General features: G+C 31.3%; 17 protein-coding genes and 1 other RNA gene. 8 read left to right on the forward strand and 10 right to left on the reverse strand.

Annotation, left to right across the window (positions count from 1 at the left end):
* From CW733_RS00820 to xerA, 4 genes are all read right to left on the reverse strand, one after another.
* The gene (locus CW733_RS00820; RefSeq protein ID WP_100994806.1) at nt 1-507 is read right to left on the reverse strand and encodes a hypothetical protein; all 507 of its coding nucleotides are present in this window, start codon (nt 505-507) and stop codon (nt 1-3) included.
* A gap of 295 nt (nt 508-802) precedes the next feature.
* Nucleotides 803-1,252, reverse strand: coding sequence for a hypothetical protein (locus tag CW733_RS16375; RefSeq protein ID WP_157811509.1), 450 nt, complete (start codon nt 1,250-1,252; stop codon nt 803-805).
* Nucleotides 1,253-1,480: 228 nt separating this feature from the next.
* On the reverse strand, nt 1,481-2,002 hold the full coding sequence (locus CW733_RS00830; protein WP_100994810.1) for a hypothetical protein: 522 nt from the start codon (nt 2,000-2,002) through the stop codon (nt 1,481-1,483).
* Nucleotides 2,003-2,076: 74 nt separating this feature from the next.
* On the reverse strand, nt 2,077-3,207 hold the full coding sequence (xerA, locus tag CW733_RS00835; protein WP_232730379.1) for a site-specific tyrosine recombinase/integron integrase: 1,131 nt from the start codon (nt 3,205-3,207) through the stop codon (nt 2,077-2,079).
* A 66-nt stretch (nt 3,208-3,273) separates the two neighbouring features.
* On the opposite strand from xerA, the gene CW733_RS00840 reads away from it, so the two are divergent.
* Both CW733_RS00840 and CW733_RS00845 read left to right on the forward strand, forming a co-directional pair.
* A complete protein-coding gene (locus CW733_RS00840; RefSeq protein WP_100994811.1) occupies nt 3,274-3,645 on the forward strand; it encodes a hypothetical protein in 372 nt (123 codons plus the stop codon).
* A gap of 750 nt (nt 3,646-4,395) precedes the next feature.
* Entirely contained in the window at nt 4,396-4,848 is a 453-nt protein-coding gene (locus tag CW733_RS00845; protein WP_198520091.1) for a BfmA/BtgA family mobilization protein, read from the forward strand.
* A gap of 427 nt (nt 4,849-5,275) precedes the next feature.
* On the opposite strand, the gene CW733_RS00850 is transcribed toward CW733_RS00845, so the two are convergent.
* Nucleotides 5,276-6,517, reverse strand: a complete 1,242-nt coding sequence (locus tag CW733_RS00850; protein WP_100994813.1) for a site-specific integrase — start codon at nt 6,515-6,517, stop codon at nt 5,276-5,278.
* A gap of 248 nt (nt 6,518-6,765) precedes the next feature.
* Nucleotides 6,766-7,160: a transfer-messenger RNA gene (gene ssrA, locus CW733_RS00855) on the reverse strand.
* A gap of 278 nt (nt 7,161-7,438) precedes the next feature.
* Between ssrA and CW733_RS00860 the strand changes: the two genes are divergently transcribed.
* From CW733_RS00860 to CW733_RS00870, 3 genes are all read left to right on the forward strand, one after another.
* Nucleotides 7,439-8,647 carry an NAD(P)-dependent oxidoreductase gene (locus tag CW733_RS00860; protein WP_100994815.1) on the forward strand — a complete coding sequence of 403 codons (1,209 nt, stop codon included), beginning with the start codon at nt 7,439-7,441 and terminating at the stop codon, nt 8,645-8,647.
* A 21-nt stretch (nt 8,648-8,668) separates the two neighbouring features.
* Nucleotides 8,669-9,505, forward strand: coding sequence for an SDR family oxidoreductase (locus CW733_RS00865; protein WP_100994817.1), 837 nt, complete (start codon nt 8,669-8,671; stop codon nt 9,503-9,505).
* A gap of 94 nt (nt 9,506-9,599) precedes the next feature.
* A complete protein-coding gene (locus CW733_RS00870) occupies nt 9,600-11,987 on the forward strand; it encodes a hypothetical protein (protein WP_100994819.1) in 2,388 nt (795 codons plus the stop codon).
* Nucleotides 11,988-12,063: 76 nt separating this feature from the next.
* Here CW733_RS00870 and CW733_RS00875 read toward each other — a convergent pair whose 3' ends face one another.
* The gene (locus CW733_RS00875) at nt 12,064-13,950 is read right to left on the reverse strand and encodes a TlpA disulfide reductase family protein (RefSeq protein ID WP_100994821.1); all 1,887 of its coding nucleotides are present in this window, start codon (nt 13,948-13,950) and stop codon (nt 12,064-12,066) included.
* Nucleotides 13,951-14,196: 246 nt separating this feature from the next.
* On the opposite strand from CW733_RS00875, the gene CW733_RS00880 reads away from it, so the two are divergent.
* The 3 genes from CW733_RS00880 to CW733_RS00890 are packed head-to-tail and all read left to right on the forward strand — an operon-like array spanning nt 14,197 to nt 17,963.
* The gene (locus CW733_RS00880) at nt 14,197-15,183 is read left to right on the forward strand and encodes a patatin-like phospholipase family protein (RefSeq protein WP_100994823.1); all 987 of its coding nucleotides are present in this window, start codon (nt 14,197-14,199) and stop codon (nt 15,181-15,183) included.
* A gap of 18 nt (nt 15,184-15,201) precedes the next feature.
* On the forward strand, nt 15,202-16,536 hold the full coding sequence (locus tag CW733_RS00885) for a hypothetical protein (protein ID WP_100994825.1): 1,335 nt from the start codon (nt 15,202-15,204) through the stop codon (nt 16,534-16,536).
* 5 nt (nt 16,537-16,541) lie between these two features.
* A complete protein-coding gene (locus CW733_RS00890; RefSeq protein WP_100994827.1) occupies nt 16,542-17,963 on the forward strand; it encodes a Dyp-type peroxidase in 1,422 nt (473 codons plus the stop codon).
* On the opposite strand, the gene CW733_RS00895 is transcribed toward CW733_RS00890, so the two are convergent.
* From CW733_RS00895 to CW733_RS00905, 3 genes are read right to left on the reverse strand one after another with little or no spacing between them, the layout of a single operon-like run.
* A complete protein-coding gene (locus CW733_RS00895; RefSeq protein WP_100994829.1) occupies nt 17,964-18,542 on the reverse strand; it encodes an HD domain-containing protein in 579 nt (192 codons plus the stop codon).
* A 1-nt stretch (nt 18,543) separates the two neighbouring features.
* Nucleotides 18,544-19,434 carry a YitT family protein gene (locus CW733_RS00900; protein WP_100994831.1) on the reverse strand — a complete coding sequence of 297 codons (891 nt, stop codon included), beginning with the start codon at nt 19,432-19,434 and terminating at the stop codon, nt 18,544-18,546.
* Nucleotides 19,435-19,462: 28 nt separating this feature from the next.
* Entirely contained in the window at nt 19,463-21,028 is a 1,566-nt protein-coding gene (locus CW733_RS00905) for an SRPBCC family protein (RefSeq protein ID WP_100994833.1), read from the reverse strand.
* Nucleotides 21,029-21,038 lie beyond the last annotated feature (10 nt).

Consider the following 21,038-nt stretch of genomic DNA (forward strand, 5'->3'; position numbering starts at 1 on the left):
TTATGTTTTCTCTTTTTTCAATTTCCGCTTTTCTTTCCGTCTTTCACTTTTTGATTTCCGGTCATAACTTGCGAGCCAATTGATATATTTTTCTTTAAATAATTTTCCACCATCTTTCTCAATCCAAGGTAAATAATATTCAATTAAGTTCGGGTTATTTTCACAAAATTCCATCGTACAGTTTTGAACTCCAGTAACTATAAAATATGGCATTCCCTCAATTCGGTCAGCGATAATAATTGCAATTTCTCCTTTCGTTAAATTCCGCTCTTGACATTCCGATTTAACTTTAGTCAGAGTTGAGTCAGTAAAAAATTCCGCAAGAGTTTTTAGCGAGTTTTCTCCAAAAGCAATAATCTTTTTAGATTGTTCCGTTTTTGTTATTTCTTTAGAGTTTTCCGTTTTCGAAATTCCGTTTAATAGTAAGTCAATTTCAGATTCGGTTTGTGAGAAACTCAAATTGAGATTTAGCAGAATTGTCAAAAGTATTAGTCCAATTTTTTTCATTCAGTTTAGATTATTTTCAAATCTATTCTTTGTTTAGTAATTCCGAAACTCTAAATGAGTGAACGATGATTTTCAATTAGTTAACGAGTCTCTTAAATGTTTGCCAACGTTTATGTATAAGAATAGTGCGGTTTTGTGTGCGAGGATTTTCCGCAGGAAAATCAGACGTAACAAAAGTGCACGGACTCTTGATTAAGCACTAAACTACGCATTATTTTTATACGGTGTTGGCAACTGTTTATTTTTTTAGATTACGGTTTTTCATTCCGATATTTTTAAGTAAATGCATTTAAATTCAGATACAAAATGTTGAGGCACAGGAATATATTATCAAGCTTAAAATGGATAGACCTAAAGAGATAAGTGTCATTTTTTCACAAAATTCGTAAAATGGTGTTTTTTCTACATTTACATTTATTGATTTCTCTACGCATCCGTCCAGGATATGTTTTGTGGCTGCATCTTTATAATTTTTCAGAGTCTTCTTTGAGTAATGCAATTCGGAATATAAAACTGCTAGAGAAAAAATGACACAAAGCCCTAATAAGAGTATGGTTGAAAAGAAAAGCAATGACGAAACTTTCGATGAATTATCCCCAGATTTCAAACTTACCAATAAACCTAAAAATCCTAAAATGACTGGAGTTAACTTATTAAAAAAAGAATATTTAACAGAAAATGTTTTATCGGTCAATATTATCAATTCATCTAATATTTTTTTTTCGTCTTGGTCTTCTTTTGTCATTTTTTTCAGAGTATGATTGGTAATAGTTGCCAACGGCTCGGCTATGGTTAGTACGGGAATTAAAAGTAGTGAACTTTCGATTAAGCACTTAGCCAAAACTTTTTATTTTGTTTTATCTTTTTTTTATAAAGCCAAATCAAAAGATTTGGCGGACTTGGTTTAAAGCTCTAAACTTTGGGTTAAGCACCAAAACCCGTATTAATTATAGCCATTGTTGTGCACTGGTTTTTATCCGATTTTAGTTTTAATAAATTCAGTTACTTTTTCAAATTCTTCCTTTCCGATTTCAGATTCCGCCAGAACGTACGATAAACTGGGTCCAATATTTATATCAAGAAATAAATTTGATTCAATTACTCGGTAGCTTTTAAATGAACTCCATATCATTTTCGTCTCATATCTATAATCTTTGTAGCAAAAACTTTCCTCATTGAATTCCCAAATACTATTCTCTTGAGATTTTTTTTGATTGTCAATTTCTGTCTCAATCAAATCGAAATATTGTTTTTTATTTTTTCGATAATGTATATAATTATCTATGAAATTCGTGATGGAATGAATTCCAAAACCGATCAATAAATAGCCAAAATAGTTTTCACTAGTAATCATATAATAACCAATTAGAACCATTGGAATTCCCCAAATTAATCTCATTCTGTTATTTTCTTTATTCCTTTTCCAAGTCAGATTAAAATGAAGTAACATTTGGGTTTGGTAAAGGTTTTTATCGAAGGGTATCTCAAATATCATTTATTTCTTTTGTTTTTGACTTGTGCACAACAATTGGATAAACGTACCTTAGTATGTTTATTCCATTTTTAGTATTACGAATCTAAGGGATTTTTAATACTTTTAAAAGTATTTGTTGCAACATGTGTATATATTTCAGTCGTTTTAGATGAGCCATGTCCTAAAAGCACCTGTATTTGTCTTAAATCTGTACCCGACTCCAATAAATGTGTTGCAAAACTATGTCGCAAAACGTGAGGTGTCACTGTTGTTCTTATACGTGCCTTTTCGGCTGAAGTTTTTACAACCTTTAAAACACTTGCTCCACTATATTTAAATCCTTTCTTGCCTTCAAATAAATATATTTTAGGTTCATATTTAAGGTAGTATTTCCTTAAATCGATAAGTGCTGTTTTGGACAATAAGGTTAATCTATCCTTGTTTCCTTTTGAACCTTCTACACGGACTAGCATTCGTTTACTGTCTATATCTTCTAATTTTAAATTTAAAAGCTCACTACGTCTTAAACCTGAGCCATATAATAACTGTACTATACATCTATGTTTGATATTGTTGGTGTTTTCAATAATTGAAAGTATTTCCTCCTTTGATATTACCTTAGGTAATTTTGACTCTTTTCGAGGCCTTTCAATTTCATAAAAACGGTTGGGCATACCTAAGACAACTTCATAATAAAATTTTATTGCATTGATAGCTTGGTTTACATAGGAGTTGGAATGTTTCTTTTGAATAAGATGCTGAAGAAATAACCGAATGTCGTTTTCGTCTAGGGCTTTTAATTCTTTATCATTGTGATAATTAATGAATAGTTCAAAAAAAGTGACATAAGTTTTAACCGTACTATTAGCATAGCGTTTTAATTCTAGTTTTAACAAATACGCTTCAGGGCAAAGTCTGTATTCTGGCAAGGTCTCTCTCTTTCTAAACCACTCAACATCAATATCTTCATTATGAGTATTAATAGGCTTATTCGTGAGAAAACGGTTGTAATTTATCCATACGACTCCCTTGAATGTATTATATATAATACCGAGATTTACTTTGGTGTTTTCAATATACACCATGTTATACTTTTGACTCCATTTAGGATTAGGAAGCCCCTTTATTAAATTTTGTATAAGCTTATCAGGTGAAAATTTTAAACCAATCATTTTTTGATTTTTAATCATCAAATGGTAAAGCGTAATTGATTTCATAGAATTCATATTACAATTTTAACTAGATTTTATAAATTAAATAGTATATTATGAGTATAATATACTATTAGTTTTATGGTTATAAAGAAATGCCCAATTTGTAGTACTATCGTAAAAGGACGTACAGATAAAATATTTTGTTCTGCTAAATGCAAATCAATTGATCAGTATGAAAAACGACAGGAAACTGAAGCTTTCTATTTAATAGTTGACAGGAAACTTAGAACCAATAGAAAAATATTAAAGAAATATAATAAATCCGGTTTTTCGACCCTTCGAAAATCTAAATTAATTTGTGAAGGCTTTGATCCTAAGTTTTTTACCCATTACTGGAAAAACCAAAAAGGAGAAATTTATCTGTTTGTATATGAATACGGGTTTTTAAAAAAGAAATATAATGGTAAGGAAAAATACATCTTGGTAACCTGGCAAGATTATATGAATTAGACAGCAGCTATACTATTAGCTTATTATTTAATTACCTAACTTTTTCCGTTACAATAAATTAACAGCCAGATAAGTAAGTCAGCACATTCCTCTCCATTCCGCCAAAAGCTACATTCCGAGAACGAGCTTTATTATAAAATCTTGGACCCAATCTTAAGAGTTGAGTCCGCTTAAGTATAGTCAATCCTCTGCCTTATCTTCTAAAGCATTAAAATTTAAACGAGACGGACTGCATAATCAGGCTCCTGTGTCGCTCTTTTTATAAGTCCTTATTCATTTAAATTTTAGGAGACTCACATCGAAAAGGCAACAGCGAAGGCTCTATGGGAAGTAAATGATAAGGGGAATCCATATGTTATTTTCTTAGCTGTTAATTTTTCTTTTGAAAGATTCTACTAATGAGAAAAAAGAAAAGGAAAACGCTCTAGATATAATAAGTAAATGTTTTTATCGATAATGCAATCAAAAGCTGAATTAGGCTGAAAATATTCAAGAGTAACTATAATTGATTCTTAAATTATGGTTATCACAATGTTTGATTTGATTGGTAAATTATCTTAAATGGAAGTATATTTTTTTGAAGATGTATCGAAAAAAAGGTATAGCAAGAGGGTAACACGCTACGCGATGTTACTATTATTTAACTTATTGATATTCAGATAATTAATATTTTATTAAACTGGGGATAGAAATGATTTTTCAGAAAAAATCCTTACAGCCCAATGAAACCAATAATTTTTTTCAGAAAAAATGGATAAAGGTTACGAAAAAGAGGGATTCGAGAAGTTGGGAATTAAGCTTTCTGTTGCAGTTAAATTTCGAAATTTTTGTAAGAAAATATCAAAATCTCAATCGATGACTTTGCTTTTGATGTTAGAGTTTTTTGAACGCAATGAACTGTCTCCAGAAGATAATCTGAAACCAAACTTAATGGAAACTGAAAATCGGATTAAGAAAAGAATAAATGCACTCATCGCCATTATAAAAGATATAGAAAAGAATCAAACTAAACCAACATTGGCAATGTTGCAATCTCTTTTCGAAGTAACTGAGCCAAAGCAAAAACTAATGCTTGAAAAAAGACAGCATTTGGGTAATGTAAAACTTAACCAAAAAGCCAATGTGCGATTTCAAGAAAAAAAAGAATTTCAGACTAAAATAAATAATGAGGCTTCAAATAATGGAGAACAGACATCAAATTAAATCATTTGAAGCCAAGTACTATGAACTCCTAAGTACATTAATAATTTGTTGATTTTAAAGCTTTTAAAAACGATTTAGAGGCTTAATAATATTTGTGTTTAGAGTGAAGAGATAATTGATTAGGGCTTTTAAAAAGCGTCTTATTTTTGATTCTGAACTACAATTAAAAACCAAATAAGATATTTTTAGTTTTTTGAAAAATGAAAAAATTATTTATATTTTTTGATAGCTTAGTTTATAAATGTTTTCTTTTGTTTATTAATGTTTATATATACGGACCACTACTTGTACCACAACTTGTTCATTACTTGTTCACTACTTGTACAGATTTTGGTTATGTTCCGTTTTTATCGCAAAATGAATCATTTGATAGTAAAACTAATTAGGTCTAAAAACGCTATAGATTTTAGCATTAAAATGGAATGAATTATTGATTTTCTTTCCGGTCTTTTCTCTGGGTTTTCAGTTTCTCTTCAAGTATTTTCATGTCGTCACTAACTTTACGGTCTACAATTTTTGCATAATGTTGTGTTGTGCGCAATGATTTATGACCAAGCATTTTACTAACGGTTTCAATAGGTACTCCATTAGTTAGAGTCACAGTAGTCGCAAAGGTATGTCGCGCTAAATGTGTAGTTAATGGTTTTGTGATGCCGCAGAGCATCGCTATTTCTTTTAAATAAGCATTAGATTTTTGATTGCTAAATACTGGAATTAAACGCTCACTTTTTATAACTTTTGGATCGTAAGCATAACGACTTAAAATCTCTTTTGCTATGGGTAACAACGGAATACTACTTCGCGTATTTGTTTTGGTACGTCTAATATTTATCCATTGCTTGCCATCAATACCAATTGTGATATCTGACTTAGAAAGCTTTTCAACATCAGAATAGGCGAGACCTGTATAGCAAGAAAAGACAAACATATCTCTAACCACTTTCAGTCTGTCAAAATGTAATTCTTTCGTGTAAAGTATGTCTATTTCTTCAGCTGTTAAATATTCTCGCTCTACAGCTTCGAACTGAACTTTGTAATTGTAGAATGGATCTCTTTCCATCCATTGATTCGCTAAAGCAATGCGAATAATCTTTTTAAAATTATTAATATATTTTAATGCAGAATTATGATTGCATTTTCTAGTCGTTTTTAAAAAGAACTCAAATTTGGTAATAAATCGGTAATCGATATCTTTTAATTTGTAATCCTCCAGGTTATATTCTTCCTCAATAAATTGTTTTACGTGATCATAACAAGTCCAATACCGTTTAGCAGTACTAACAGAAATGTTTTTTCCAGCTAATAAATCGGTTTTTTCATTATGGACTTTAAAAATTTGGAGAACGTAATGCGTCTTTTTATTTTGACCTGTAAGCTCTTTAATCATCAATGCTGGGTTTATTGATTCTTGCTCGTCCAACAACTTTTGATGTACTTTTCTTAAGTTATAAATGATATTTTCTATATGAGAATTTATTTCAATAGCTTCTCGATCTGTGCCAATAGCTTTACCTTTTTTTGGATGCCACTTCTTAGGTGAGATAGTCCTACTAATACTCATTTCAGAGCGTTTCCCATTGATAGTGATTCTTAAATAAATCGCCGAATTATCAAGCGATTTAGATCTGCTTTTCCTTATAAAAAACATGAGGTGATAGCTCTTACTCATAATACTGCATTTAAAGTTCCACCTTAAAGTACATTTTTTAAATGAAATTTACAAATTTAAAATTAACGCAACACTCTGTAAATCATGTATTTATAGGATATTCGGTGTGCAATAATTAAGTGTTTTTTGTGCACACCGAATTGCACACCTTTTAGATGATATTATACACTATTAAATGATATGGAATAAAATGTAAAACCCTCTAAATCATAAATTTAGAGGGTTTTAGGTTTGAGTTGATACTCAATAAGTGGAGTCGGAGAGAATCGAACTCTCGTCCAAACAAGTAACCAAAGGGCTTTCTACACGTTTATTCTTTTCTTGGGTTTTCGATTGCAAGCTGGTTAAAGACAACCCACTTACAACTTATCTTCTTTATCTTAAAAGTGTCTCGAAGCACAACACAATCATAGTCAATTTTTACGATGCCTTAAATAGAACGCCATTAACTAAGGCTTTCTGAAGACATTTAGCTCTCCTACCTAGTAGGACGAGGCTTAATCTTACTATAATTCAGATTATGCAGCTAAAGCGTAGTTGTTCTCGCCGTTTAAAAAGTTGAAAATAAGTATTTACGAGTATAATTTCATTACTCGACGTGCTTACAAATTAATTAATCTCGCTGTCAAAACCAGTCGACCCCAAATATAATATAGTAATTTTTTGGCGTTACTCATTTTTGCTTTTAAAGGCAAAAAAGTGTCAGGCTTTCGGCAGTCGCTTTTTTTGAGAAAAACAAAAAAGAGCTTCAACAATGCCTCAATCCTTAACGCACTTATCAAGAAAGAACCTTTCAATCCTTTTAAGGTATCACAAAAGTACAGAAAATATTAATTCAAAAGCAATATCAAACCTCTTTTTTTATTTGCTAAACCCTAATTATAAAAGTATTTTAGCAGAAACAAATAAGATATCTCCAACATGAAATTTGCAATAATAAAAGAACGCAAAAACCCGCCAGATCGTCGTGTGGTTTTTTCACCACAAGATTTAACAACATTAAAAGATGAATTTCCAAACGCAGAACTTGTCGTGGAATCTTCTAATATTCGTGTATTTAGTGATTCAGAGTATCAAAATCAAGGCATTAATGTTTCAGAAGATGTCACAGATGCAGACGTTATGTTTGGCGTAAAAGAAGTGCCAATGGAATCTTTAATTCCGAATAAAAAATATTTTTTCTTCAGTCATACAATCAAAAAACAACCATACAATCGAAAGCTGTTAAAAGCAATTCTATCTAAGAATATCGAAATGTATGATCACGAAACTATCGTAAAGCAAAACGGAGTAAGACTTATTGGTTTTGGTCGTTATGCAGGCTTAGTTGGTGCATATAACGGTTTTAGAGCATTGGGTTTGCGCGATAAGCTATTCAACTTACCAAAAGTAGAAACACTTAGAGATTTAGATGCTGTTAAAGCAGAACTAGATAAAATAAAACTTCCAAACATTAAAATACTACTTACAGGAACAGGTAAAGTAGCCAAAGGCGCCAAAGAAATATTAGATCATTTAAAAATAAAAGAAGTAAGCGATGCGCTATACTTAACAAGTGATTTTACAGAGCCAGTATATTGTATGGCAGACGTTATGGAATATGCAAAACGTAAAGATGGAAAAGTAGGCGATAAGTTTGAGTTTTATAAGGACGCAACTGGTTATATAAGTAACTTTATGCCTTATGCTAAAGTATCAGATTTTTTTATAGCTGGTCATTTTTATGGAGATGGAGCACCTTATTTATTTACAAGAGAAGATGCTAAACATCCAGAATTTAAAATTAATTTAGTAGCAGATATCTCTTGCGATATCGATGGTCCAGTAGCAAGTACCATTAGACCTTCTACCATTGCAGATCCATTTTATGGCTACGATGCGAAAACAGAAAAAGAAGTAGCATTCGATGCGCAAGGAGCAATTACAATGATGGCTGTAGATAATTTGCCATGCGAATTACCAAAAGATGCTAGTGAAGGTTTTGGAGATATGTTTTTAAAACATGTAATTCCTGCTTTCTTTAATAACGATGAGAATGGTATATTAAAAAGAGCTAGAATGACTACAAATGATGGTAAATTAACACCGCGTTTTGCCTATTTGCAAGATTATGTAGATGGAAAAGAGTAGTGTTAATTATATAAAGTAAATATGCAACAAACAGCAGTAATAACAGGAGCAGCATCAGGATTAGGGTATGAGTTAATGTTATTATTAGCTAAGGATAATTATAACTTAGTTTTAATAGATATAGACGAAGAGAAACTAAAAACAATTCAGACTCAATTACAAAACACATCAAATAGTAAAGTCAAAATTATTGCTACAGATTTAAGTAAAAGTAATAGCGCTGCTAGTGTTTTTAATGCATTAGAAAACACTAGTATAGACGTTCTAGTTAATTGCGCAGGTTTTGGCGTTTTTGGTTCTTTTGCAGATACCGATTGGGAAAAAGAATCTGCGATGTTAAACTTACATATTATTACCATTACGCATTTAACAAAATTAGTGCTTCAAGGTATGATAGATCGAGATCATGGAAAAATATTAAACGTGTCCTCTTTAGCAGCATTTCAACCAGGTCCAATGATGGCTTTGTATTATGCATCTAAATCTTATTTACTTTCATTTTCCGAAGCTATTGCAAACGAACTTAAAGATACTGGTGTTTCTGTAACTGTTTTATGTCCTGGGCCAACAAAAACTTGTTTTCAAGAAGTGGTTTCTAGTTCGTCTTCCAACAATAAAATAAGCTTTAATATGGCTTGCCCTAAAGCCGTTGCCGCTTATGGTTATAAAGCCATGCTAAAAGGGAAAGTAGTTGCGGTTCCTGGAGTTTTAAATAAGCTTTTAGCAAACTTGCCTAGGTTTTTATCTAGAAATAGAACAACATCTATTGTTAGAAAAATTCAAGAAAAAAATAGAAAAGAGCCTTCAAATGTTACTGATTTAGAAAAAGAGGTAATATTTGTTGAGAAAAGTATTTAACACAACATATTTAATTTCTTACCACAAATCAAACTCAAAGATTAGGAGTTTTTAAATACTAGTTGTTATATTTATAAAGATAAAAGATAGAATTATGAAATTAATAAAATATGTATTCCTTTTAGTTTTTTTATTTTCGTTAACGGCTTGCGAGAACGACAATAATATACCTTTAAACGAAAGTTCTGAAGATGGAGAAACCAATCCGTTTTTACAAAATTTTGGAGATGCTATTCAAGCGCGTTTTATTGGGACAGTTGTAAACGAAGAAAATAACCCAATAGCAGGAGTGACTATTAATATAGGTTCTGCATTTACTACTACAGATGCTAACGGTGTATTTTCACTAATTAGTGCTACAGTTTATAATAAATTTGCAAATATAAAAGCAAATAAGACTGGTTTTATTAATGGTTCGCGAGCTTTAGTTCCAACAAGTGGTGTAAACCAAGTTAAAATAATGTTACTAGATTTAGAGCCAGTAGCAACTATAACAGCTGGCCAAGCATTAACTATAGATTTGCCAGATGGTACAGAAGTTGAGTTTCCTGGGCAGTTTACAAATCAATTTGGTGGTCCTTATCAAGGTGAAGTGGCTATTATTATCAAACCATTAAATGTAGATAATGAAAACTTTGCGCAAATGATGCCTGGAAACTTAACCGCAGAAAATACAGATGGAGAACTTCGAATTTTAGAATCTTATGGTATGATTGCTGTAGAATTAAGAGGAGAAGGTGGAGAAGAATTAAATATTGCGCCAGGAGATCCTGCAATAATAAGGGTTCCTGTTGGTAGTAGTATTACAAATCCTCCAGCAACAATTCCATTATGGTATTTTGATGAGGATAATGGCTACTGGAAAGAAGAAGGTTCTGCAACCTTAGTTAATGGAAGATACGAAGGTGAAGTATCTCATTTTAGTTTCTGGAACTGCGATGCGCCTTTCGAAACTGTCGATTTTTGCGTTACTATTGTAGACCAAAATAACAATCCTATTCCTAATATATTAATACAGTTAGATAGAGATACTTCTGGTTGGGCTTCTACTACTTCTGGTTATACAGATAATAATGGATTGGTTTGTGGTTTGGCTCCAGCAAATGAAACGCTAACCTTAACTGTTCCAGATTTTGGGTGTGTAAATAATGATTTTTCAATGGCTTTAGGACCTTATTCTGATAATCAAAACATTACAGTAACAGTTCAAAATAGTAATGCATTAACAACAAATTTTACTGCAATTTTTAACGATTGTAATGGCGATGCTATTACAAATGGATACCTTCAATTGTTTTATAATAACGAATCGCAAATTATTCCAATTACAGATGGTACAATTTCTCAAATTATAGATTATTGTGCTGCCGATACGTCTTATTCTGCGCAAGTAATAGATGTAACAAATAGCCAATCTACAGCTGTTATTAATGGAACCTTTACAGCTCCAACTACAGATTTAGGAACAGAAATGTCTTGTACAGATTTATCTGATACAGATAATGATGGTGTTATTGATATAAACGAAGATATAAACGGAAATAATAATTTAGATGATGATGATACAGATGGAGATGGTATACCAAACTATCAAGATGAAGACGATGATAATGATGGTGTAAATACAGTAGATGAAGATTATGATAACGATGGGAACCCAATGAACGAAGATAGTGATGGAGATGGTATTGCTGATTATTTAGATGCACAAGATGTTATTGATTTTGTTATAGAGTTTTGGGCATCAAATTGTGATACCTCTGCTTTAGAGTACGATTTAACAGATACATATGGTCAAACGTATCCAAATACTACTTTTAGTTATTTTGAAACTCAGATAGATGCTGATACTAACACAAATGCTATAGCAAATCCAAGTACTTATATAGATGCAAATATGTTGCAACAAGTATTTGTTCTAGCAACAAATACAATTTCAAATCAATCTAGTGTTGGAGAAATATATTTATTAGGTGTAAACACTGTAGATTCTGACCAAGATGGTTTAACAGATTGTGAAGAAACTACAGGTATAGATAATGGGCAAACCAATTGCAATCCAAACGGAAACATTACAGATCCAAATGATGATGATAGCGATGATGATGGTTTTAATGATTGTGTGGAGGCAAATGCAGGAACAGATCCTAATGATGTAACTAGTGTTCCTTCTGCTCCAATAATTACAGTAAATGATCTTACTATTACAGAAGGTGATCAGGGCCTAGCAATTCTTACTTTGTCAAGTCCAGCTATAAACATCATTGAGTTTAATCCATCATTCGATCCTGCAAGTGATATCGCTGTTTTGACAACATCATTTTACATAGAAACAGGTGATACTACTGGTCAATTTAGCTTTGTTTCGCAAGAGGATAATGTAGTTGAAGCAACACAAACTGCATCCTTTACAATTACTGTAAGTCAAGGTGATGTGGATTCAGTTATACCTGGAACTCTAACTGTTTTAGATAACGATTAAAAAAAATAGTAAAGCAATAAAAAAGAGGCGCGCAAATTTGCGCGCCTCTTTCTTTATTGTTTTAGGATAGTGTCGTTTAAGACTTCAACAACGCTATCATTAAGTCCATTTCTTGTTTTAGTTTGTCGTTACTACCACTAAAACCAACAGCTCTAAAGTTTATTTTTCCGCTAGGGCCAATAATTATTTTAGTAGGTATTCCTGTTATACCATATTTTTTAGCAACTTCATAATCGTTGCTATCTTTCACTTTACCATCTATTAACACATGGAAATCGTAGTTGTTGTCTTTAATAAATTTAGCTACATTTTCTTCTCTGTTTTTACCATCTTCAAAAGTATCTACAAAAAGTAAAACAACACTTTCATCGTCTTTATACTTTTCTACTACTTGTTGCATCCCTGGAAAAGAAGCTTTACAAGGTCCACACCAGGTTGCCCAGAAATCTAAAATAACAGTCTTTCCTTTTAAATCTTCAAGAGAGATGTTTTCGCCGTCTAAATTTCTAAGCACAAATTGTGGTGCTTCTTCATCTAGCATGGTTTCTTCTAATGCTGCTAATTCTCTATCGTTATTAGTTTTGTCGATTTTAGTAATTATAGCATCAAAATCTGTAGCCTCTGGCTTTAAAATTGTGTAAGCTGTTTTGTAAAAGTCTTTCATTTTGCTAGAACCATTACCTTCACTTAAAAACGAGTTCGCTTTATCTGCAGCTAATTTATATTGCTTGTCTGCAATCAAAAATTCTATGTAACGCTCGTTAACATCGTTACTTTTTTCATCACCAATAGCTTTGGCTTGATACTTTATGGCTTCTTTTACGTTACCTAATTTGTATTGTAATAAAGCATAAGTATCTGCAAACATGTTGTAAGAGTTATCTATACTTTTTTTGTATTGGTTTTCTGTATAGTAAGCAGGTTTATTAGTAATATCTTTTTTAGCTTCCATTAATAAGTCTAAAGAAGCTTTAGAAAGTTGTGAAGCTAGTTCCATGTTTTTTCCTTCTTCTGCAGCAGGCCAAGCAACACTATTGTATAATCCAGCTTTATCATTTGCGCTGGTAATTTTACTAGCATATAATTTAAAACCAACTTCGTCTCCTGCTTTAAATTTTTGTTCAGCAATACTATTTGCTGCATAAGATAAATTAGCATCCATTCCAAAATTCGTTTCAAGAGTATTGAAAATTTTCTCTTTATCGGCTAGTGTTTTTGCATCGTAAAAGCTATTCATTAAAGATTGTTGTTTCAGTTTTCCATTTGGAAACTTTTCAATAGCAATCTTAGAAATAGAATCTATTCTTTTAGTGTCTCTTAGGTTTCTATATATAGTGCTTATTTTACTGTAATCGTCTTCTGTTAATTCTTTTTTAGAGGCCAGTTCAGCTAACATTGTGTTTGCTAATATTTTGCCTTTTTTGCTGTCACTCCTCATAACATTGCTTAAATATCTGGTTCCCCAAAGTTCTTTAAGTTCTGGATTTGCAGTAATATCTGCTTCAAGTGTTTGCGCAAAAACATCTGCATCACCTTTTAATCCGTAATTTTGACCACTGCCAGATTTATAGGCTTCCATGCTAGATTTACTACCAACAATAGTATTTCCGTCTTTATCTAAAACAGGAAATAGATACCCTTTTTTGTCATTATCTAAGTAGTCTCCATCTACTTTTAAATTTAAAGCTATTGCAGTAATAGAATCTGGAATTGAAATTGTCGCTTTTCCATTTTCGAAAATTAAATCCTGCGGATAAGCTTTATAGCCATTAAGCATATAGTAAATACCTTCCATGTCTTGATCGTCACCATTATAGGTAATAGTAACAGGTTTGTTATGCATTACAACGTCTGTTGATAGTTCAAAATCTCCCATTGTAAGCGTATTTGTTTTCTCTTCTTCTTTTTTACAAGAGAAAATAACAAAAACAGAAAGTAATAAGGCTGCAGATAAATGCTTCATTTTTATGGTTTTAGTCAATAGTTATATTTTATAAAATTAATGAATTGAAAATGAACATTGTATTAATTAAATGTTATTGTTTGGTGCTTAAGTGGAAATTTGAACGTTGCTCTATAATAGAGTACTAATATTAAGAAGTAAAAAAAAGAAGCCTTTTTCTTATAAGTTACTGAAAAACAGTTATTTCTATAAGGTTAATTAAGGTTTGTATTGTAAAAAAACGTAAATTTAAGATAAACCAACACTATGAATATCAAAAACTTAGCATTAAAAGGAGGAGGCGTTAAAGGCATTGCTTACGTTGGTGCTTTAAAAGAACTAGATAAAGCTGAAATTTATAAAGGAATTGAGCGAGTTTCTGGAACGTCTGCAGGAGCAATTGTAGCATTAATGATTGCTTTACAATTGGCACCTTCAGAAATTGAAGCATTAATGCGTAAGTTAGATTTTAAGGCTTTTAAAAGCGGATGGAATCCTATAAGAATATTTACTAAATACGGTTTGTATAGTGGAGATGAAATTCTAAAATTTATATATAAATGCTATGTAGCTTCTAAAAAAGAACTTTCAGAAAAAGCTACATTTAGCGATTTTGAAAAGGCAGGATGTAAAGAGTTAATAGTTTTTGCATCAGATTTAAACACAAAAAATATTTGCGAATTTTCTGCATATAAAACACCAGATTGTATTGTTGCAGAAGCTGTTAGAGCATCAATGTCTATTCCGTTTTTCTTTAAAGGATGGCAGTTTTCAAACAGTATACCAAATAATCATATTTATGTAGATGGTGGTGTGATTTTTAATTATCCGTTGTCTTTTTTCGATAAACCACGTTTTCATAAAGATGGCATTGAGTATCATCAAGAATCTCTAGGTCTTTTTTTAGAACCTAAAAAGATTTACGAAAAGAATAGTGATGATAATGAAGAAAGCCTTGCTACCGAAAAAGTACATGGTTTTAAAAAAACAATATACCTAAATGAGTTTAAATATGGTATGTGGATATTTCTATACATCAAGCATTTGTTTGATACTTTAATGAATTCTCAAGATATTGATTTGTTTGAAGAAAGCCATTTAGTAGATCGTACTATTTTTATAGATGATTTAGGTATTTCTGCTACAAATTTTAACCTAACAGATCAAGATAAAACCAATCTTGTAGACTCTGGAAGTAAAGGAGCACTTAGATATTTTGAATATAAAAAAAACAAAGAAACCGCTATTAATTAACCAAAGTTCATTTTAAAAATGAGTAAGCAAAATCCATTAACCCTTGTTACACCTATTAATCCAGATAAGTTAGAAGACTTGTATAAAGTGCTTTCTAAAATGAAGTACGCATTAGAGAAAGGAGAACATGAGTTGTTTGAAAAAACTAATAATATCCATTACTTAAGATGGCTTATTATTGACGACGAAGGTTTAATCTTTTTTAAAAACACAAACAGAAAACCTAAACTTATATTTTCTTCAAATTTTGATGGATCTGTAATGGATCACATTGCAGATTTATGTGGTGATATGGAACATCATCTTTTAGACAGCATTTATTCGTGTTGTTTAAACTATCCAAAGTCAGAGAGCTGTAACGCACAAACCAGAACAGATTTTCTAAAAGAATCTATGATTCAAGCTTCTGCTTTTTACAAAGGAAGTCCAGGTAGAAGTCTTGTGCAAATAAGGCAAGAACAAGGTTTAAGAATGTATTTAAGAGAAAAACTAGATACTGGAAATTTGGAGAATAAATCGGCTAGAGAAATTCATCAGCAATTAAAAAAAGAGATAACTTCTCATTCAAAATTTTCATGGCTAAAAGAAAAATTTAGTATGCCTAAAATGCATTGGTTTAAATTTATTCTATTGGTTTTAGTTTTACTTGCTTTACTTCCAGTAATTATTATTTGGGTATTAATTGTAGAGTTTGGTTACGAAAGGCACGATGTGCATTACACAAAAGTGAGAAGTGATTTAGATTCAAAAAAAATTAAAGAGCTTGAAGAATATGAAGATCTTACAAGTGGAGAAGATTTAAGTAAGGAAAACCAAGAAATCCAAGGGAAACTAGATAAAAATAAAGTAATTAATTATCAAAATCAGTTTTCACAATTGGTAGAAATGAAAGAAGGAAAAGTAAGATTAATTACATTTAAAGCAATGATGCTTTTTGCAAAAACATTAATCCCAATAAAATTTACAAAAGGAGAGCTTATGGGTATTCCTACTATTCATTTTGCACGTTGGGTATTATTTGACGATAATAAAAGAGTGCTATTTTTTAGTAATTTCGATGGGAGTTGGCAGCAATATTTAGGCGATTTTATAGATCAAAGTGGTTGGGGATTAACTGGTATTTTTTCTAATACCAAGGTGTTTCCTAAAACCCGTTTTTTAATGACTGGTGGTGCTTATGACGAAGAGCGTTTTTTAGCATGGAGTAGAGACTCTGAACTTACAACACAAATTTGGTACTCTGCCTACCCAAATTTGTCTATAAAAAATGTGAACAATAATTCTCAAATTAGAGTATTGTTTTCTAAAGATTTAAATGAAAAAGGAGCAAAGAAATTATTCGAATTAATTTAAAAAAAATGGATACAATAGAATTACAAGATGTTCAAGGTTATGTTTTTAGAGCTTATGGTAATATGCAGTTTTCCAGATTTGCATTGCTTAAAATTACTAATGCTGAAGCTGCAAAACGTTGGATTAGTGCAATTAGTAGCCAGTTAACCAATGCTTCAATTGTAGTAAAAGAGCAATTGCCAGAAACGTGCTTAAATATTGCTTTTGCACCAAATGGTCTTAAAGCGTTAGGTCTTTCAGAAAAAAACATCAATACGTTTTCTCCTCCTTTTAAAGAAGGTATGACTACTGTGCACAGAACAAGTATTCTTGGAGATATAGATAGTAGTTCTCCCGAAAATTGGTTTTGGGGAGGATTAAAAAATGAACCTGTAGAATTGGCGCTTTTGGTATTTGGGAAAGACAAAGCAACCTGTTTAGACTATTTTAATGCGCTTAAAATAGATTTTGAAAAGCATGGCTTAGAAGAACATAGGAATCTTGATGGTATTTCATTAAAAGATAATAAAGAGCATTTTGGTTTTCGTGATGGCATTGCGCAGCCAATAGTTAGAGGAAGTGGTAGAACAGGACCAGAGCATAACACTGTAAATGCTGGAGAGTTTATTTTAGGCTATAAAAATAATTATAAAGTATATCCAGATTCACCAACCATTGCAGAGGCACAAGGTAATATGGATTTGTTGCCACCTAGCCCATTAAGAGAAGGGAAAAAGGATTTAGGTAAAAACGGAAGCTATTTTATTGTTAGGCAAATGCAACAAGATGTTGAAGGTTTCTGGAACTTTATGAATGATAGAACACGTAACGATGATGGTGCTTTTAACGAAGAAGCAAGTATAAAATTAGCTTCGAAAATGATGGGAAGATGGCCAAGTGGCTCTCCAATTTCTAAATTCCCAGATAAAGATCCTGGAGGCGTAAGTGATAACAATGATTTTTTATATGCTAAAGACGATCCTAAAGGTTTAAAATGCCCATTTGGTTCGCATGCAAGACGTATGAATCCTAGAGATAGTTTTGAAACAGATTCTCCCAAAAAATCATTATTACTCAGTAACCGTCATCGTTTAATTCGTAGAGCGAGAGCCTATGGAGATCCTATTGTTGGCGCTCCAAATAACAACAAACCTAAAGGAGATGTTGGCTTATATTTTAATTGCTTTAGTGCGGATATTAGTAGGCAATTTGAGTTTTTACAATATACTTGGTCTAATTATCCTAAGATAAAAGAATTGTATAGCGATCCAGATCCTATTATTGGTGTGGTAGAAAACCCTAAAGAAGACGAAGAACAGCAATTTACTCTACAAGGTTGTCCAATTAATAAAACAGAAAAAAATCTAAAACGATTTGTAACCATTAAAGGTGGTGCTTATTTCTTTTTTCCATCGATAACAACCATACGTTATTTGTGTAGTTTGTAATTATAATTTTAGAAGCAAATTAAGGTTTTTTTGCTTTCTATGTTCTTTATAGTGTTTGCAAAATGAAGTATGATAATGATGATTTTTTATAAATTTAATTTGAGTAGCATTCCATTTTTTTCTTGTGGTTTGAGGTTTAAAATGTTTTAATTCTTCAAACAGTTTATCGCCCACTTTTTTAAAATTAGTAGTAGCAAGGTATTCTAAATCAGCATCTGCTAAAATGTTTTCTAATAGCGTTTTTGGATTTTGAGGAACCTTTGTTGCGCGAATAATGTTGCAAATGGTGCTTATGTCTTCATTTGAAACATTAAATTTTTTTAATTCATTTTTAGCAATCTCACAACTTTTTTCTTCGTGAGTATCATAACTATAAATAAAACCTGTATCATGAAATAGTGCAGCTATTTTTAGTAAGTATAAATCTGGTTTAGAAACATTTTCTTTATGGGCTATATATATTGCGTTTTCTAAAATATATAAGGTGTGATTTGTGTTGTGATACGTTAAATAACTTGGGAGTTTAGCATTTAAAATCGCTAAAACATGATTATATATTTCTGTAAAATTGTCTATCATTTTAATGATGCTTCTTTTTATTTGTAATACCTCCACCAACTTCTCTAATACTTTGAATATACATAAAAGCTTTTGGATCTTTAAGCTTAATAGCTTTCTTTATTTTGTGTACTTCTAATCGCGTTACTACTGCTACTACAATATCGCAATCTTGTTTAATGCCAAAAGATCCTGGTAAATTACCGCGTTCGCCTTTGTAGGTTGTAATCGCTTTATTAAAATCGTTTACTATTAGACTTTTAATTACTTCTGGATTTGGCGAAATAATAGTTAATGAAATTAGTTTTTCGAAACCATCTACAACATAATCTGAAACTTTAATAGCAGTAAAAAAAGTTAAAATAGAATACATTGCTTTTTCAATGCCTAAGAAGCATGCAATAATTAAAAACAGGATTGTGTTAATGGCAACAATAATTTCGGAAGTTGAAAAACCATATTGCTCGTTAGTATAATCTGCAAGAATTTCTAAACCATCAATAACGCCTCCACCACGAATAACAAAACCAATGCCTAACCCAACAAATACACCACCAAAAACAGCAGTTAGAAAGTGATCGTGAGTAACTGTTGGAATTGGTAAAACTGTAATAAAAACGCCAAGTAAAATAAGTGAAACAAAAGAATGAATAGCGAAATTTTTACCAATAATTTTATAGCCAAGAATAACAAAAGGAATATTTAATAGTATTAATGGAATGCCAACATTTATATGGTAAAATTCATGAATTAAGATTGAAATTCCCAGCAATCCACCATCTAAAAAATGATTAGGAATCATAAAACCTTTTATAGCAATAACAGCAAATCCAACTCCAAAAAGTTTCCAAAGGATAGATTTTATACAAAAGACACTTTTTAAATCTATGGTTTCTAAATTAGTGTTACTCATCTTTTAATTGTTTTATGAATTAGATTTATTAATCACCATTTTCGATATATTTTTTTGCGTTATTTAAGCTTGCTTGCATAAATTTTTTAAACACAAAAGTTAAAATCAAGTTTAATATTAATCTTGAAAAAATGTTCTTGTAAGTAAAAGTGTAGTCCCAAGTAATTCGGGTTTTATCATCTATAGTATTAAACCAAACTTGTGCGTATGCAGTGTTCGAGAAATGCTTTATGGAGTTTGTGAATTCTGTAATTCTATAGGAGTAGTTTGCAAAAGGATTATAGCTTAAAAGTTCTTCTAAAGTAGATTGATTCTTATCTAAATAAACTGTTCTTTTTGCACCAACAAAGTCATAAGTTTCTGCGTTGTTTTTAGTATAGAGTACTGCAGGAATGGAACCGTGTTTTTTTAACCAATTTGGTAATTTTTCACCATTTGTAATAAAGTTAAAAGCAGTCGCTTTAGAGCAATTTATAGTTACTTGGGCTGTTTTTTTTAACGCTTTATTTTTTGGAATTGCGACGTTAATTCTATTCTTATCATGAATATGTACATTATTAAAAAATGAAGCATCCGCTTTTGGTTCAACATCTGGTACTCCATTTTTTTTGTGTCTATATTCAGCCATAAACTCGTAAACACGTTTTCTAACACGATTAAAACTGCCTAACGGTCTGTGTTCTGGAAGCACATGCCAACTATTAAAAGATAAGTTCTCCCCAAACTCTAATTGTTTGTTTGTGTTAAACTGTTGTGGCGGAATTTCTAAAGTTGCCAATTTTACATATTGCGAGGTCCACGGCACAGTTGGGTCTTCTATTGGCATTGTCGTTGCATCTGTTTGAAACTGCACAAAGAAGTCGAACTTTGCAGGATGATTATACAAGGTCTGCGCCATATTTATTTTTAAATAATGAGGCTCTTTTATGTTTTCGTTTACATAACAATTATCTGCAGATGGTTTTAAATAATATTTTACAGCCTTGTCTAATGCGCCAAAACGATAAGGTTGTGTGCTCCAATATGGTATTTCTAACGGATTTTTGCATTTTATAAAAGTACCCATTAACCTTTTTAACAAACTCCAATGTTTCGGGTTTAAAAAATAGAGCAATAATTTTAATTTGTTTTTTGCAGTAGATGCTTTTAGTGTACCTCTAAACTCTTTAATGTTTTTAGAGAAAAATGTTTCGCTGCTCATTAATAAAAAATCGTGAGTGGTTTCATGTCGTTTATTGTTTAGTAACTTTTCTCCTTGAACATCCATTAATTTAATTGCAATACCTCTAATATCTTTCTTTTTATCTTTTTGCGGTTTAGATTGAGAATTCGAAAAACGTACCCAGCAATTATATGTTTTGACTGTTTTAAAAACACCTATTTTTAATGCTTCTTTTAGGTCTGGTTCTATTATGAATTTTGCTTTTACACAACCATGCATTTTAGTGTGAATTTGACGAGGCATTTTCTTCTGGGCATAAACTCTATCCATTTGAGCTTGCATCTCGTCAATCATTTCCTGAATAATTTTATCTTCATCTGAAGAAATATATTCATAACCTATTTGCAATGTATTGGTTGCTGGGTTTTTCATTTTTAGTGGT

Origin of the sequence: Lacinutrix sp. Bg11-31 (assembly GCF_002831665.1) — a bacterium.
Lineage (GTDB): Bacteria > Bacteroidota > Bacteroidia > Flavobacteriales > Flavobacteriaceae > Lacinutrix.

Excerpts from the sequence above, each read along its gene's own strand:
- CW733_RS00840 (WP_100994811.1), top strand. The coding sequence starts at position 3,274 with ATGGTTATAAAGAAATGCCCAATTTGTAGTACTATCGTAAAAGGACGT.
- CW733_RS00850 (WP_100994813.1), bottom strand. The coding sequence starts at position 6,517 with ATGAGTAAGAGCTATCACCTCATGTTTTTTATAAGGAAAAGCAGATCT.
- CW733_RS00860 (WP_100994815.1), top strand. The coding sequence starts at position 7,439 with ATGAAATTTGCAATAATAAAAGAACGCAAAAACCCGCCAGATCGTCGT.
- CW733_RS00890 (WP_100994827.1), top strand. The coding sequence starts at position 16,542 with ATGGATACAATAGAATTACAAGATGTTCAAGGTTATGTTTTTAGAGCT.
- CW733_RS16375 (WP_157811509.1), bottom strand. The coding sequence starts at position 1,252 with ATGACAAAAGAAGACCAAGACGAAAAAAAAATATTAGATGAATTGATA.
- CW733_RS00820 (WP_100994806.1), bottom strand. The coding sequence starts at position 507 with ATGAAAAAAATTGGACTAATACTTTTGACAATTCTGCTAAATCTCAAT.
- CW733_RS00900 (WP_100994831.1), bottom strand. The coding sequence starts at position 19,434 with ATGAGTAACACTAATTTAGAAACCATAGATTTAAAAAGTGTCTTTTGT.
- CW733_RS00845 (WP_198520091.1), top strand. The coding sequence starts at position 4,396 with ATGGATAAAGGTTACGAAAAAGAGGGATTCGAGAAGTTGGGAATTAAG.
- CW733_RS00885 (WP_100994825.1), top strand. The coding sequence starts at position 15,202 with ATGAGTAAGCAAAATCCATTAACCCTTGTTACACCTATTAATCCAGAT.
- CW733_RS00870 (WP_100994819.1), top strand. The coding sequence starts at position 9,600 with ATGAAATTAATAAAATATGTATTCCTTTTAGTTTTTTTATTTTCGTTA.
- CW733_RS00875 (WP_100994821.1), bottom strand. The coding sequence starts at position 13,950 with ATGAAGCATTTATCTGCAGCCTTATTACTTTCTGTTTTTGTTATTTTC.
- xerA (WP_232730379.1), bottom strand. The coding sequence starts at position 3,207 with ATGAATTCTATGAAATCAATTACGCTTTACCATTTGATGATTAAAAAT.
- CW733_RS00880 (WP_100994823.1), top strand. The coding sequence starts at position 14,197 with ATGAATATCAAAAACTTAGCATTAAAAGGAGGAGGCGTTAAAGGCATT.
- CW733_RS00895 (WP_100994829.1), bottom strand. The coding sequence starts at position 18,542 with ATGATAGACAATTTTACAGAAATATATAATCATGTTTTAGCGATTTTA.
- CW733_RS00905 (WP_100994833.1), bottom strand. The coding sequence starts at position 21,028 with ATGAAAAACCCAGCAACCAATACATTGCAAATAGGTTATGAATATATT.
- CW733_RS00830 (WP_100994810.1), bottom strand. The coding sequence starts at position 2,002 with ATGATATTTGAGATACCCTTCGATAAAAACCTTTACCAAACCCAAATG.
- CW733_RS00865 (WP_100994817.1), top strand. The coding sequence starts at position 8,669 with ATGCAACAAACAGCAGTAATAACAGGAGCAGCATCAGGATTAGGGTAT.